The sequence below is a fragment of the Paenibacillus sp. J22P51 genome (assembly GCF_059692215.1).
On sequence record NZ_JCAUAZ010000018.1, the window covers coordinates 97543 to 111928 of the forward strand.

Consider the following 14386-nt stretch of genomic DNA (forward strand, 5'->3'; position numbering starts at 1 on the left):
AATAACTGAAAATTCAATCGTATAAGGGGACTCATATGGAATACATTAGCACTCGCGGCAAAGTAGAACCCATCGGCTTTATCGATGCGATCCTGATGGGATTGGCCAATGACGGCGGTCTACTTGTGCCGAAAAACATCCCGCAGCTATCCGCTGACACGCTTCAAAGCTGGTCGAAGCTCTCCTATTCAGAGCTGGCTCTAGAAATCTTCTCGCTCTATGTGAACAACGAAATTCCTCGCGATGAGTTGAAGCAGCTCGTTGATGAAAGCTATGCAACGTTCCGTGACGAAGCGGTTACGCCGGTTAAGCGCCTAAGCGATGACACGTATGTACTCGAATTGTTCCACGGGCCTACGTTTGCATTCAAGGATATTGCGCTGCAATTCCTTGGCAATCTCTATTCGTATGTTTCACGCAAAACGAATTCCATTATCCACATCCTCGGAGCTACCTCGGGTGATACTGGTGCTTCTGCGATCGAAGGCGTTCGCGGCAAAGAAGGCATTCGGATCTGTATCCTGCATCCACATCAGAAGGTCAGCAAGGTACAAGAGCTGCAAATGACAACTGTCAATGATGCGAATGTATTGAATCTTTCCGTTGAAGGTACCTTCGATGATTGCCAACGCATTATCAAAGAGCTTTTTGCTGATGTAGAGTTCAAACACCGCTACCACTTGCGCGCGATTAACTCCATCAACATTGCCCGTATTTTGGCGCAAACGGTGTATTATTTCTATGCTTACTTCCAACTACCACAGGAGCAACAGGCATCGAAGGTGAATTTCAGCGTGCCGACGGGGAACTTTGGCGATATTTTTGCTGGCTACCTGGCTCAGAAAATGGGGCTTCCGATCAATAAGCTTATTCTTGCTACGAATGAAAACAATATCCTTGAGCGCTTCGTGCAAGAAGGCGTGTATCAACCGGGCGAGTTCCGCGGCACGTACAGCCCGTCCATGGACATTCAAGTCGCGAGCAATTTCGAGCGCTACTTGTTCTATCTGTATGGCGAAGACGCTGCGGCCGTTAATACGATCATGGAGCAGTTCAAGGCTGAAGGCCGCGTGGTTATCCCTGCCGACAAGCTGCAAGCGGTGCAGGCTGATTTCGCCACCTATGGCGTCAAGAACGAGGAGTGTCTTGACACGATCAGCGCCTACCACGCGAAATACGAGTACCTGCTCGATCCGCACACAGCGTGCGGTGTCGCAGCTGCCGATAAGCTCGCCGTTCCAGGCGAGGTAACGGTGTCCTTGTCCACCGCGCATCCGGCGAAGTTCGATGAGTCGATTCGCTTGCGCGGTATTGCTCAAACGTATCCGGAGCAAATCCAAGCTCTGTTCGACAAACCACAGTTCCAGAAGGTGGTTGGCGGTTCGAACGACGCGATCAAGGATGAGCTCGTGAAGTTTTTTTAGTAGGGGTTATTGGGGGCTTCTGCCCCGCTGTTTAGAAGAGGCTGTCCCGAAAATAAGGAGCTAAGCGGCTTAAGCGCGCTTAGCTCCTTTGCTTTGGCCTCCACGCCGCATTCTTTAGTAGATGATTGTGCAGGCGAAAGCACCCGATCACCAGACTTACTTTGGGTCGAAAAAACCGATTAACTCATAGAGAATAGAGCCCCGTCGCAGGGAGTTAGTCGAAATAATCGACTAACTCACAGTGAATAGAGACTCGTTGCAGGGAGTTAGTCGAAATAATCGACTAATTCACAGTGAATAGAGACTCGTTGCAGGGAGTTAGTCGAAAAAACCGATTAACTCATAGTGAACAGAGCCCCGTCGCAGGGAGTTAGTCGAAATAATCGACTAACTCATAGTGAATAGAGCCTCGTTGCAGGGAGTTAGTCTGATTAATCGACTAACTCAAGTATGATAGCGGCCTGCAGTTTTCAACCGGTTGAAACTGACTCGCATTCCACAAATAGTTACATTTGAGATAGCCTCTTTTTGCGTATGGGTGGGGTCATTCCTGGCTCCTACTATTCCACCTGAAAGCTCTCCGTTCCCCGCCAAGCACACAACTAGCACACTTCAGGAACTTGAGTAGTTGGACATGGATTAACTGGAACAACTACATCTACACCTATATCCCTAACGACAAATCAGTCCTCAGACCGATCTTCGTCCTTCCCTATAGTCGGAAGACACTTGTACCCTATCGTGGTATTCTTAGTGTAATGAATCCAACACAGTAGGAGTGAACAAACTGAATATGAATATGAATCGAAGCGCTTTTCTCGGCCCGATCCTGATTTTACTAGGTGTTTTTATGTTTCTTAAGGGTGATGTGGCCTTTAGCTCGGGTACCATCTTTGAATACTTCTGGCCGACGCTGTTCGTCATCCCCGTCGGTGTCTTCTTCCATTGGCTGTACTTCTTCATCCTGCAACGTCGGGGTGTAGGCGTACTTGTTCCCGGAGGTATCCTTTTAACTGTGGGTATCGTGTGTCAGATCTCTACCTTGTTCGATATCTGGCACCTCATGTGGCCAGGCTTCATGCTGGCGGTTGCCGTTGGCTTGTTCGAACTGTATTGGTTCGGCGACCGCAACAGGTATTTGCTGATTCCGATTAACATTCTAACTGTGATGTCGCTGCTGTTCTTCGCGATTTTCTCCATCGGTTCCCTCTTCGGAACGATCTTCCATAACAATTCGATCATCGCGATCGGGCTCATCGTTGTCGGTGGCCTGATGATGATCTTCCGGAATCGCAACTAATTGCCATGTAAGGTCAAAAGCCGTCCCGCGGTGTAGCTGCTAGGACGGCTTTTGCAATTTTATTAACGCTTATATTTGCCAATTGAGATGTTATCACGCTCATGTATGCTTAATATATGCGAAAGCGATGAGACCCCGCCTTCATTCGTTAACAAGCCAAACCGAGCGTTCAGCCCCGTCCATCCTTCTATCCCATCATTTTGATAATTCCCAGATACATAAGCTTGGGCAAGCTCCTTATTCGACCAGAACTCGATTTGCTTGTTAGGTAAATCCCCCATTTGATCTGCCAGCAGTAAAAGAAACAACTTCTGAAAATCCGTATTTTCCGGCACATCCACATATCCATCTGAAAACACAACCGTCGTGTCTGAATGAGCACCGAGGTTCTCTCCTATCATCTCAACCTTCAAGCTATATCTACCGTGAAGCAGTAAGGACACATAATTGGCGTACTGCATTTGGTTATCATCGATTGTCATTTTGCCTTTGCCTTCCGTACTATGAATATCAACCGTGTTCAAGGGTTCGTTCCAAGTCACTTTAGCACCAAGCGACTCCGCAATAGCCCGCGCAGAGGTCATTGTCGTCCCGTCTTCCGTAACTTGAACTTGGGCATCGAGCAATTTTCCATTTACCATCACTTGCCTGTCTGTATGAAGCGTATCCGACGCAGAGACCACTGTTACACCTGTTAAAGCAGCACCGCAGATCAAACCGAGGATCCATGTCTTCAAAAGTGACCACTGCCCTTCTCCTGAACTTGAAAAGCAAGATGCGCATCGTGCTGACGAAGTTTGCTGCGCTAATTCATTATATGCGGAGGTTGTCCAGATCAGGCATCCCAAGTATACAAAAAAGCCTGTGAATATCATTCATCCACAGACCGTAGTATTAACCCGCCACAACGTTATCCCCTGTGGATTGTTTGATTTGTTTGCTTCGTAGTTGTCCACAAGCCGCATCAATGTCCGTACCATGCTCCAAACGCACACTGCAGGAGATGCCTTGCTTCTTGAGCGTATCGTAGAAGGCACGCACCGATTCACGCTCACTTCGCTGATATTGGCTATGCTCATCCACCGGATTGTACGGAATCAGGTTCACATTCGCAAGCTGGCGGATATGCTGAATCAACTCAGCCAGTTGAAGTGCATGCTCTCTGCCATCGTTCACGTCTTTAAGCAAAATGTACTCAAGCGTAATTCGACGATTCGTTTTCTCCAAATAGTACTCGATCGCTTCCATCAACGTCTCAATCGGGATCGCTTTGTTGATCTTCATGATGCGTGTACGAAGCTCGTTCGTCGGCGCATGCAAGGAAATCGCTAGATTCACTTTCAGATCCGAGTCGGCAAATTCTTTAATCTTAGGTGCTAGCCCGCTAGTAGAAACGGTAATATGGCGTGCTGCGATATCCAAGCCCTTCTGATCCTTCACGACGCGGATGAAATCGACCATGTTCACGAAGTTATCGAACGGCTCGCCGATCCCCATCACCACAATATGGCTGACGCGCTCTTCTTTCCCCACTTGGTCCAAATGAAATTGGACCTTCATAATTTGTTCCACGATTTCCGCTGCGGACAAATCACGGCTTTTGGCTAACAAACCGCTCGCACAGAAGCTGCATCCAATGTTACAGCCCACTTGCGTGGTCACACAGACGGATAAGCCAAATTTATGCCGCATCAGTACCGTTTCAATCAAATTACCGTCCGACAGCTTGAACAGAAATTTCATCGTGCCGTCAGCCGATTCCTGTCGTGTATGTTCATTCAAGGTCTGAATGGCGAAATGCTCACTTAACGTTGCTAAGCAATCTGCTTTCACATCCGTCATCTCCGCAAATGTAGCGACCCGCTTACGATACAGCCAGTCCCATACTTGTAGGGCGCGCGACTTTTTGTAGCCTTTCTCGGCCAGCCAAGCGACCAATTGATCAAAAGTTAATCCATAAATGGATGAAAGTTTCATTCCGTTATCCTCTTTTCGAGACTATCACGTGCAGTCCAATTCTTCTAAGCAGCCGAAGCGTACCATATAGTTAGTATTGTGCCAAAAATCCTCCCTGAACACAAGGGAAGACCCTCATTTCACAAAGAAAAGGCACCTCCGAATCCGGGGGCACCTCTTTCACAGGCTCATCGAAGCCAATTATGCGCTAGTTACTACTACTTTGCGTTCCTCTTTGGCCACGGCTTCATCATCAGACACCAAACCATAAGGGATACAGAGCGGCACGCCAGCTCGTTTATCCACGATAACATCCGCATGAATGGCGAACACATCAAGCAGCATCTTCGGTGTCACAATATCCATCGGTGCCCCTTCATAGACGACATTCCCTGATTTAATCGCGATCAAATGATCCGCATAACGCGTCGCATGATTCAAATCATGCACAACCATCACGATCGTCGTTTGGTGGCGTTCGTTAATTTCTTTGAGCAAACAAAGTACTTCAAGCTGATGTGCCATATCCAAATAGGTCGTCGGCTCATCCAAGAACAGCATATCCGTTTGCTGTGCTAACGCCATGGCGATCCATACCCGTTGACGCTGCCCACCTGACAAATGATCAATCGGACGATCCTTGAACGGTGTCATCCCTGTTACTTCGAACGCCCAGTTGATAATCTCGCGATCGGCGCTGGACATCTTCTGGAAGCCACGCTGATGCGGGAAACGGCCATATCCCACTAATTCTTCGGCTGTAATGCCTTCCGGAGCGGATGGTGATTGCGGCAAAATTGCTAATTTCTTCGCAATTTCCTTCGTCGATTGATGATGAATGGAATGTCCATCTAGGAATACAGTACCTTCCGTCGGCTTCAATAGTCGCGACATCGCCTTCAAAATTGTCGATTTCCCCGAACCATTCGCACCAACTAAAGCGGTAATTTTGCCCGTTGGAATCTCAATGCTCAAATCGTTGATGATTTTCAATTTATCGTAAGAAACATGCAGCTGTTCGGTATATATTCTCGTCGCTATTGCCATGAGGAACATCCCCTTTTCCAATATGTCTATAGGGTTAAATGTTTGTATAAATTCTCTCCATTAAATAGAAATGATAATCATTATCAATGGAAATGTCAAGGTTTTTCCAATGAAAAAAGGATGCCCTCAGGCATCCTACTTCTTCCATGTGTGCTGACCACTACACCTTAAACCGAGCTATAGCCAATTGAAGCTCATTCGACATGCCGCTTAATTCGTTAGCGGTCCTAGAAACCTCCGAAATCGTCGTCAACTGACGCTCCGTTGCGGCTGCAACGGCTTGTGTAAGCTCCGTTGTCATCCGAGTTAGCTCCGCCATCTCCACGATTCCGGCCAGCACTTCCTCCGAGCTTGCTGACATTTGCTCCGATACGGCGGATACATCCGTCATTTGATCGACAACTTCCTGAACTGTATTAGAGAGATCCTTGAAGGTACCGTCCGTTTGCTCAACGACAGCTTGCATCGCCTCCACTTCCCCAAGACCGCGATCCATTGCGATAACAGCGGCTCCTGTCTCGTGTTGAACTCGCTCGACGAGTTCGGCAATACGCTCTGTCGCCAGTCGAGACTGATCCGCAAGCTTGCGGATTTCCGTAGAAACGACAACGAAGCCTTTACCGTGCTCGCCTGCTCGGGCTGCCTCAATCGAGGCATTCAGCGCAAGCAAATTCGTTTGTCTCGTTACATGCGTGATGAGAACGGTGATCTCTCCGATTTCCTCGGACATCGACTTCAAGCTCTGAATCGCTTGTACAGCCTGCTGTACGGAACGCAGCGCTTCCGTAATTTGCAGCATGCTTTGCCCCATCCGCGCATTGCCTTCGCTTGTATGGGTGCGAGCATGGCCAGAAATGTCCGTAGCATGTCCTGCTGATTCCGCTACGCGCTGAATCCCGACCGCCATTTCATTCATGGCATGGCTGCTTTCTTCCGTACCCTGACGCTGCTGCTCCGAGTGCGAAGCAAGCTGCCCCATCATATCGGAGACAGAGGCAGTGGATTGACTCGTCTGCTGAGCACCTGTTTGAAGTGATTCCGATGCCGCTGAAACATGTTGCGCGGCCTGAGCAATCTGAACAATGAGCCCACGCAAGTTCCCGACCATATCCTTCAAATGATTGCCCAATACACCCAATTCATCATTGCTTTTGCTTTTCGTAAGCGCAGAATCCGATAAATCTCCAGCTGCTGCAGCCTGTGCAAGCTTAACCAATGGGTTAATCTGACGCAGATACAAGCGTACTATGAAGATGATGAAGAGGGTTCCGATCACTATGGCGATTAACCCGACCCATACGGATTGCATGGTATATGTATTCATCTGAGCTTGAATAACACCGTAATCGAAATCCAGCCCTGCGAAAGCAACAAGTTTGCCTTCTTTATCACGAATCGCGCTTACTGCACTCACCCAGGTTCCCAGTGAATCTTGGTAGGTGCCCGTGATGCCAAAGCCAGTTTTCTCCGCTTCCTCTAACGCAGCTCTAAGCTCAGGCACTGGTACATAAGGCTCAGCCGGCTTCTCGTCCGCATAGAGCTCCGCATTAGATAAAAGATTTAAAAGGGCAGGTTCCCCCTCCGACGTTGTCCATTCTGGGTAAAATAAGTACGCGTTCTCCACCAATTCCCCTTGTGAAACGCGGTCCATATCTTCCTGAACATTCATGACAGCAGGCTCATATTTGTAAGCTTCCTGATTTTTCTTTAGCTCTGTTTTTGCTTTCTCAATAAAATCTATTTTCTGTATAAGTGGCGCATGGAAAACACCTTCAAGCACACTCAAGTTATCTGACATTTGCTGTTGATGCTGTTGATACGAAACGAAGGTGAGCAGCACGCAAAGAAGAATATAGCACGCGGCTGTCCAGACAGAAATTTTGAAAGAAAGTGATCGAAAAAACCTTACAGATGCATGCTTGCCTTGTGGTTTAGCTTGTGACATGATTAAAAAAAACACCTCCGGAGTTGTACAGATCAGCAGTTAGCAATTATAGGTCTTACAGGCTAGTCTTCTAGATTTCGACAATTTTTTTAGAAACCCTTCCCATTTTTATTTTGAATTTGTTACGACCAACCATTTCAATGAGGAGGTACTATAATGTCTATCGTCCCTAGCTTATTGGCTCACAACCGAACTTTTGTAGAGGAAAAGCGGTATGTGGATTATCTAACTGATAAATTTCCCGATAAACAAGTAGCCGTCCTAACCTGTATGGACACGCGGCTAAGCGAGTTGCTTCCGAAAGCACTTGGCTTTAAAAATGGCGATGCCAAATTCATCAAAAACGCTGGTGCGATACTGACCCAGCCCTTCGGTAGTGCGATGCGCAGCATTTTGGTCGCTGTGTATGAATTAGGGGCTCGTGAAGTCATCGTGATTGGGCATCAAGGCTGCGGTATGACGGAAATTGATCCCTCTCGCATGGTGCAAAAATTCACCGATTTCGGCATTGACCCTATCGCTATTGAAACATTAGAAAATTCGGGGATACATATGGAGAAATTTTTCCGTGGCTTCGACAGTGCCGAGAAAGGCGTCATGCACAGCGTGAAAATGATCCGCAGACATCCACTTTTCCCGGAGCAAATTCCTGTACATGGCTTTGTGATGGACCCGGAAACGGGAGCTATTGAGGTGATTGTCGAGGATTACAGAGAAAAGGAGTTGTAGGACGATGCCCGCGATTCGAGCGCTTATCTTTGATTTTGATGGCACGATTCTGGATACGGAAACCGCTTGGTATGAGGCATTTCGGGAGGCTTATCTCGAGCATGAGGTGGAACTTTCTTTGGACATGTACGGGAAGTGCATTGGAACATCCTTGCATGTGTTTGATCCCTATGAATATCTGATCACGGAGATGAAGATTCCCTTGGATCGGGCAGCATTTCGACAAGGTGTACACGATCGACATACCGAGATGATGGTGCAGGAAGGCATTCGTCCAGGTATTCTTGATTATTTAGCGGGGGCCAAAGCATTAGGCCTGCGCATTGGTTTAGCCTCCAGCTCCAAGCGAGCTTGGATCGATAAATATCTGGCACAGCTGGGGATCGGCCATTATTTTGAGACGATTCGCACCGCAGAAGACGTTGCATTAGTGAAGCCACACCCCGAGCTGTATGAGCTCGCACTAAAGGATCTGGGTGTACAGTCGCATGAGGCGATAGCGATTGAGGATTCGCCTAACGGTGCTCGCGCGGCGGCAGCCGCAGGCATGCACTACATCGTCGTGCCCAACCCGGTGACGAAGTATCTCACCTTTGACGGAGAGCCGCGTACGGTGGGATCTTTGGAGGAGCTATCGCTGGGAGCTTTGCTGGAGGCGGTCGGGGGAAAGTAAGCGGTTTTAGCATGTTTGATGTGAAAAAAGTTCGGCCCGGCCAGTTTGGGCGATAAAAAGGTAGCGTGGGGGTAATCCCTACGCTGCTTTTTTTTGATTGGTTGGGGGCACTTGCGGCAGCGTGGCGCAGAAGTACACTGCTCCCCCCCGCCATAAACGCACACTTTCGCGCGCCCGCTGCCCAGAATAGATGGAAATGGTACAGCGATAATTCCGCTGAATTAATTGTAGTTTTTCCAGTTATTCGTTGCCGCGGAGCAAGTGGGTACAATCGGTGCCGGTGCTAAGTATTGCACCTTAAGCGGCTACCCTACTTCACAGCATGCAGCGCATCCAATCCGGCCTGCTCGTCTTTGACGAAGAAGAATTGCTTGCCTTGGTTGCATTCGTAGATGAAGTCGCGGAGGCTTTTGCTGTTGTATTGATCGAAATCGCCGACGATGGCCATTTTCATGTGATAGTTCGTATATTTCTGGAAAACATCGCCCGCGAGCTTTGTTTTGAGCTCGAAGAAATCCTCGGTCAAATTCCACTGGTTAATGATGAACTTGTCGCATCCCGACAAGTATCGGACTGTTGCCATCAAATCTAGCGCATCTTGGCCGCTGCTGATAAGAATATCCGTGCTCTCCACGATGGCTACCTGGGAATCGTCCTTCTGATTGATCGTTGTATTCATGTCATTTCTACCTCTTTCTCCATAAGCTCGTGAACTAGGACCTCTTCGTCCCGTCTATTCAGTACATTTTCCTCAAGGACAGCGAATTTATCTCCATATTCTTTGATGATATGCATCTCCCCCCACATACAAAGCGAGTCCAAAATCGGCTTCAAACTTGCCCCATATTCGCTGAGCTCATACTCCACCTTCGGCGGCACTTGATTATACACAATCCGCTTCACGATCCCATCATCCTCAAGCTCTCTGAGCTGTTGTGTCAGCATTTTTTGTGTGATCCTCGGCATGAGCCGCTTGAGATCACTCGTTCTCCGTTTACCGTGGGTTAAATGGCAGAGAATCACACATTTCCACTTCCCTCCAATGACTTCGAGGGTGGCTTCGACGGAAATATTGTACATTTTTTTTCCCATGCGGCTGTTCTCCTCCCATTCTACCTATAGGCACTAAAAAGTACCTACCGTACTTATAAGTACGTACTGGTCAATCTAACTATAATGCTTGATAATAGCACTTACCGGCCGGGACATACAAGTTTGGAGTGAATGCTATGAAACAAGAAACCAATCGAAATACGCTGGCGCTGCTTGCCCTTGCGGTTAGCGCCTTTGCCATTGGCACAACCGAGTTTATCAGTGTCGGACTGCTTCCGCTCATTGCTGAAGACCTTCATATATCGATCACAGGCGCAGGCTTAACCGTCACTTTATACGCATTAGGCGTTACTTTTGGAGCGCCAATCTTAACGTCTCTGACATCCACCATCTCACGCAAAACACTGCTGCTCTGGATCATGCTTGTGTTTATCGGAGGTAATCTGTTAGCTGCTACTGCAAGCGGCATCGTCGTTCTATTAATCGCTCGCGTTGTATCTTCGCTGGCGCATGGCATCTTCATGTCGATTGGCTCGACCATCGCCGCCGATCTCGTGCCCGAGAACCGCAGAGCCAGCGCGATTGCGCTCATGTTCTCGGGACTTACGGTCGCCACCGTGACCGGTGTGCCGATCGGCACTTACTTAGGTCAGCAGCTAGGCTGGCGCGCTGCGTTCTTCGCTATTGTCGCGGTCGGCGTGCTGGCTCTCATCGCAAACCTTATCTTGGTGTCAGCCAATTTGCGTAAAGGCACGCGAACATGGCTAGGCACACAGCTGAAGCTGGTTACGAACGGACGTCTGCTGCTCGCCTTCTCGATTACAGCCTTAGGCTACGGTGGAACGTTCGTGGTGTTCACGTATTTATCTCCGTTATTACACGAGATTACAGGATTTCAAGAGCATACGGTAGCGCTGATTCTGCTGCTGTATGGCGTTGCCATTGCAATTGGTAACATCATCGGAGGACGCGCCGCGAACCGCAACGCGAGTAAAGCGCTGCTTATTATGTTCTTTTTACAGTCCCTTGTGCTGTTTCTCTTTATGTTCACAGCGCCATTTAAAGTCGCGGGCTTAATCACCATCTTTTTCATGGGATTACTTGCTTTTATGAACGTACCTGGACTTCAAATTTATGTCGTTCAGCTGGCGGAGCGATTTGCCCCAGAAGCTAAAGATGTCGCATCTGCCTTCAACATTGCAGCTTTCAACGCTGGTATCGCTGGCGGAGCCTTCCTAGGCGGTGTCATTACCGACTCCATCGGACTTATTCACACCACATGGGTAGGTGGATTGATGGTTTTTGGTGCCGTTCTACTCACCCTTTGGAGTCGAAGTCTCGAAAAATCAGAGCAATTACAACGAGCACAACCAACCATTTTAGGAGGAATACCACAATGAAAAACCATGTACAAAACACGATGAATAACAACCTACAAGCTGCAACTACACTTAATAAAGGCATATCTATGCCGTGGCTGGGGCTTGGTGTATTTAAGGTGGAGGACGGCCCGGAGGTCGTGCAAGCTGTGAAAGCAGCCATGAAAATCGGCTATCGCAGTATCGATACCGCGGCGATTTACGGCAATGAAAGCAGCGTGGGACAAGGGATTCGCGAAGGTATGGCGGCCTATGGCCTAACTAGAGATGAGCTTTTTGTTACCTCAAAAGTATGGAATGCCGATCTCGGCTATGAAGCTACGCTAGCTGCCTATGAAGCAAGCTTAGAGAAGCTAGGCTTGGACTATCTGGATCTGTACCTCATTCATTGGCCTGTTCAGGGCAAATACGTGGAGGCGTGGCGAGCGCTAGAGACGCTCTATCAAGAAGGGCGCGTTAAAGCGATTGGCGTGAGCAACTTCCAAATTCAGCATTTGGAGGACGTGATGGGCACCGCCACGATTAAACCGATGGTCAACCAAGTGGAGCTTCATCCCCTTCTCGCTCAAACGAATTTACACGACTTTTGCAAGGAGCATGGCATTCAATTAGAGGCTTGGTCCCCGTTGATGCAAGGTCAACTTTTGGATAATCCTACGCTGAAGGCGCTAGCTGAACGTTATGGCAAATCCATTGCCCAAGTCATTCTGCGGTGGGATTTCCAACGTGGCATCGTCACGATTCCGAAGTCTACGAAGGAGCATCGGATTCTCGAAAATGGATCGATCTTCGATTTTGAGCTAACAGACGAGGATATGGCGGCGATCAATAGTATGAATCAGAATCTGCGTGTCGGCCCGGATCCGGATAATTTTGATTTTTAATCGCGTATGGTGACGAAGCCCTCGCAAAATCTTACAAGTTCTCGCCCCCTTTCTTCAGAAAGTGGTTGAGGGCTTTTTGCTAGGAATAATTCCCCTCTAACTGGTAAAAGTTACTACTAACTAAAGATGGGAGGATGCATGAACGACATGAGTAAAGAGAAGACCGATCCGAATAACGTAAACGATCAAACCAATATGACCTTAACGAACCGCCAAGGCCATCCGATTTCAGATAATCAGAACATCCGCACGATTGGCAATCGCGGCCCGTCGACGCTCGAAAATTACCATTATATCGAGAAGATTTCCCATTTTGATCGGGAGCGAATTCCAGAGCGTGTCGTGCACGCGCGCGGTGCCGGGGCTCACGGGTATTTTGAAGCGTATGGACAAGTCGGCGAAGAGCCGGTCTCTACATATACGCGGGCTAAGCTTTTTCAGGAGAAGGGGAAGCGTACCCCTGTTTTTGTTCGGTTTTCGACCGTGGTACACGGCACGTACTCGCCAGAAACGTTGCGGGATCCGCGCGGCTTCGCGACGAAATTTTATACCGAGGACGGCAACTGGGACTTAGTCGGCAATAATTTGAAAATCTTTTTCATCCGCGATCCATTAAAATTCCCCGATATGGTGCACGCATTCAAGCCGGACCCCGTCACGAACCTGCAGAACCCAGAGAAAATGTTCGATTTCGTCTCGAATACGCCGGAAGCCACGCATATGATTACCTTCCTATTCTCGCCGTGGGGCATTCCAGCCAACTATCGACAAATGCAGGGGTCGGGCGTCAATACGTACAAGTGGGTGAACCAGAACGGGGATGCCGTGCTCGTGAAATACCACTGGGAGCCGCTGAAGCAAGGGATGAAAAATCTGAAACAATCCGAAGCCGAGGCGATTCAGGGTAAAAATATCAGCCATGCCACGCAGGATTTATACGAAGCCATTGCGCGTGGAGATTACCCAGAGTGGGAGTTGTGTGTGCAGATTTTGAGCGACGACGACCACCCTGAGCTCGATTTCGATCCACTCGACCCGACGAAGTTGTGGGAACATGAGAAGATTCCTTTTCGACCGGTAGGCAAAATGGTGCTGGATCGCAATCCTGACAATTATTTTGCGGAGGTGGAGCAGGCAGCTTTCGGGACGGGGGTACTCGTCGATGGCCTCGATTTCTCGGACGATAAGCTGCTTCAGGGTCGGACGTTCTCCTACTCGGATACACAGCGGTATCGCGTGGGAACCAATTATTTGCAGCTGCCGATCAATGCGCCGAAATCGCCTGTCGCGACGAACCAGCGAGATGGGCAGATGACGCTGATGGTGGACAAAGCCCCTGGGCAAAACCCGCATGTCAATTACGAGCCCTCCTCGCTCGGCGGCTTACAGGAGGCAGCTCCTTCAGGCAAAGAGCATCAGCCGATGTACAATGACCGACTAGTTCGCGAGAAAATTAGCCGCACCAATGATTTTCAGCAGGCGGGCGATACGTATCGCAAGTTCGAAGAGTGGGAGCGCGAGGAGTTGATCGCGAATTTGGTCGATGCTTTGAAGATCTGTAAGCCCGTGATTCAGGCGAACATGATCACGTATTTTACGAACGCCGATCCGGATTACGGAAGGCGGGTGTCTGAGGGGCTCGCCCAAGCGAAGGTGGAGATGGAGCATTTGGGCTCCGTCGCGGCGAAAGCGGGAGCTGAGCTTGCGGAGAGCGCCGGCCAGCGGACGGACGGCTATTAATTAGGAAAGGCACCCGGGATGGGTGCCTTTTTTGTTGTGTGGCGCCGCTGCGCGAAGCGCGGCGATTGGGAGTGCTCTTGGTTCGGGGAACCCACCGTACTGGGGAGAGCACTGGTCTGCTTTGATAGCTTAGCTGGAAAAAGTACAACTAGAATTATAAGTGGACACCTCGTTAACAGATTTAAGATAATAGACGTAACGAGGAGGTGTTCACATGGGTGAACAACGGCAAAGGTACAATGATGAATTTAAACAA

13 protein-coding genes are annotated in these 14386 nt (G+C 48.9%); 7 read left to right on the plus strand and 6 right to left on the minus strand.

Annotated elements, in window-relative coordinates:
• Positions 1–35: 35 nt before the first annotated feature.
• Positions 36–1424 (plus strand): threonine synthase, encoded by a 1389-nt coding sequence (gene thrC / locus AC58QC_RS26520; RefSeq protein WP_497418050.1) that lies wholly within the window; start codon positions 36–38, stop codon positions 1422–1424.
• 799 nt (positions 1425–2223) lie between these two features.
• Positions 2224–2724 carry a hypothetical protein gene (locus tag AC58QC_RS26525; protein ID WP_497418066.1) on the plus strand — a complete coding sequence of 167 codons (501 nt, stop codon included), beginning with the start codon at positions 2224–2226 and terminating at the stop codon, positions 2722–2724.
• 62 nt (positions 2725–2786) lie between these two features.
• Here AC58QC_RS26525 and AC58QC_RS26530 read toward each other — a convergent pair whose 3' ends face one another.
• From AC58QC_RS26530 to AC58QC_RS26545, 4 genes are all read right to left on the minus strand, one after another.
• The gene (locus tag AC58QC_RS26530; protein WP_497418051.1) at positions 2787–3461 is read right to left on the minus strand and encodes a stalk domain-containing protein; all 675 of its coding nucleotides are present in this window, start codon (positions 3459–3461) and stop codon (positions 2787–2789) included.
• A gap of 157 nt (positions 3462–3618) precedes the next feature.
• The gene (gene rlmN, locus AC58QC_RS26535; RefSeq protein WP_497418052.1) at positions 3619–4701 is read right to left on the minus strand and encodes a dual-specificity RNA methyltransferase RlmN; all 1083 of its coding nucleotides are present in this window, start codon (positions 4699–4701) and stop codon (positions 3619–3621) included.
• Between the two features lie 180 nt (positions 4702–4881).
• A complete protein-coding gene (locus tag AC58QC_RS26540) occupies positions 4882–5727 on the minus strand; it encodes an ABC transporter ATP-binding protein (RefSeq protein WP_497418053.1) in 846 nt (281 codons plus the stop codon).
• A 160-nt stretch (positions 5728–5887) separates the two neighbouring features.
• Positions 5888–7672, minus strand: coding sequence for a methyl-accepting chemotaxis protein (locus AC58QC_RS26545; RefSeq protein ID WP_497418054.1), 1785 nt, complete (start codon positions 7670–7672; stop codon positions 5888–5890).
• A 156-nt stretch (positions 7673–7828) separates the two neighbouring features.
• Here AC58QC_RS26545 and AC58QC_RS26550 point away from each other — a divergent pair, with 156 nt between their 5' ends.
• Together AC58QC_RS26550 and AC58QC_RS26555 are read left to right on the plus strand one after the other, a co-directional pair.
• Complete coding sequence (locus tag AC58QC_RS26550) at positions 7829–8401, plus strand: beta-class carbonic anhydrase (protein ID WP_497418055.1); 573 nt, start codon at positions 7829–7831, stop codon at positions 8399–8401.
• Between the two features lie 4 nt (positions 8402–8405).
• A complete protein-coding gene (locus tag AC58QC_RS26555; protein ID WP_497418056.1) occupies positions 8406–9074 on the plus strand; it encodes an HAD family hydrolase in 669 nt (222 codons plus the stop codon).
• A 310-nt stretch (positions 9075–9384) separates the two neighbouring features.
• On the opposite strand, the gene AC58QC_RS26560 is transcribed toward AC58QC_RS26555, so the two are convergent.
• Both AC58QC_RS26560 and AC58QC_RS26565 read right to left on the minus strand, forming a co-directional pair.
• On the minus strand, positions 9385–9753 hold the full coding sequence (locus tag AC58QC_RS26560; RefSeq protein WP_497418057.1) for a DUF4180 domain-containing protein: 369 nt from the start codon (positions 9751–9753) through the stop codon (positions 9385–9387).
• A complete protein-coding gene (locus AC58QC_RS26565; protein WP_497418058.1) occupies positions 9750–10166 on the minus strand; it encodes a winged helix-turn-helix transcriptional regulator in 417 nt (138 codons plus the stop codon). Before AC58QC_RS26565 ends, AC58QC_RS26560 begins: the two co-directional genes overlap by 4 nt.
• Positions 10167–10303: 137 nt before the next feature.
• On the opposite strand from AC58QC_RS26565, the gene AC58QC_RS26570 reads away from it, so the two are divergent.
• The 3 genes from AC58QC_RS26570 to AC58QC_RS26580 all read left to right on the plus strand — a co-directional run bounded on the left by AC58QC_RS26570 (position 10304) and on the right by AC58QC_RS26580 (position 14130).
• The gene (locus AC58QC_RS26570; protein WP_497418059.1) at positions 10304–11527 is read left to right on the plus strand and encodes an MFS transporter; all 1224 of its coding nucleotides are present in this window, start codon (positions 10304–10306) and stop codon (positions 11525–11527) included.
• A gap of 20 nt (positions 11528–11547) precedes the next feature.
• Positions 11548–12390: an aldo/keto reductase gene (locus AC58QC_RS26575; RefSeq protein WP_497418067.1), complete on the plus strand. Its 843-nt coding sequence runs from the start codon at positions 11548–11550 to the stop codon at positions 12388–12390.
• A gap of 138 nt (positions 12391–12528) precedes the next feature.
• Entirely contained in the window at positions 12529–14130 is a 1602-nt protein-coding gene (locus AC58QC_RS26580; RefSeq protein ID WP_497418060.1) for a catalase, read from the plus strand.
• The last annotated feature ends 256 nt before the right edge of the window (positions 14131–14386 follow it).

Excerpts from the sequence above, each read along its gene's own strand:
- AC58QC_RS26560 (WP_497418057.1), bottom strand. The coding sequence starts at position 9,753 with ATGAATACAACGATCAATCAGAAGGACGATTCCCAGGTAGCCATCGTG.
- thrC (WP_497418050.1), top strand. The coding sequence starts at position 36 with ATGGAATACATTAGCACTCGCGGCAAAGTAGAACCCATCGGCTTTATC.
- AC58QC_RS26525 (WP_497418066.1), top strand. The coding sequence starts at position 2,224 with ATGAATCGAAGCGCTTTTCTCGGCCCGATCCTGATTTTACTAGGTGTT.
- AC58QC_RS26545 (WP_497418054.1), bottom strand. The coding sequence starts at position 7,672 with ATGTCACAAGCTAAACCACAAGGCAAGCATGCATCTGTAAGGTTTTTT.
- AC58QC_RS26555 (WP_497418056.1), top strand. The coding sequence starts at position 8,406 with ATGCCCGCGATTCGAGCGCTTATCTTTGATTTTGATGGCACGATTCTG.
- AC58QC_RS26580 (WP_497418060.1), top strand. The coding sequence starts at position 12,529 with ATGAACGACATGAGTAAAGAGAAGACCGATCCGAATAACGTAAACGAT.
- AC58QC_RS26540 (WP_497418053.1), bottom strand. The coding sequence starts at position 5,727 with ATGGCAATAGCGACGAGAATATATACCGAACAGCTGCATGTTTCTTAC.
- AC58QC_RS26550 (WP_497418055.1), top strand. The coding sequence starts at position 7,829 with ATGTCTATCGTCCCTAGCTTATTGGCTCACAACCGAACTTTTGTAGAG.
- AC58QC_RS26565 (WP_497418058.1), bottom strand. The coding sequence starts at position 10,166 with ATGGGAAAAAAAATGTACAATATTTCCGTCGAAGCCACCCTCGAAGTC.
- AC58QC_RS26575 (WP_497418067.1), top strand. The coding sequence starts at position 11,548 with ATGAATAACAACCTACAAGCTGCAACTACACTTAATAAAGGCATATCT.
- AC58QC_RS26570 (WP_497418059.1), top strand. The coding sequence starts at position 10,304 with ATGAAACAAGAAACCAATCGAAATACGCTGGCGCTGCTTGCCCTTGCG.
- rlmN (WP_497418052.1), bottom strand. The coding sequence starts at position 4,701 with ATGAAACTTTCATCCATTTATGGATTAACTTTTGATCAATTGGTCGCT.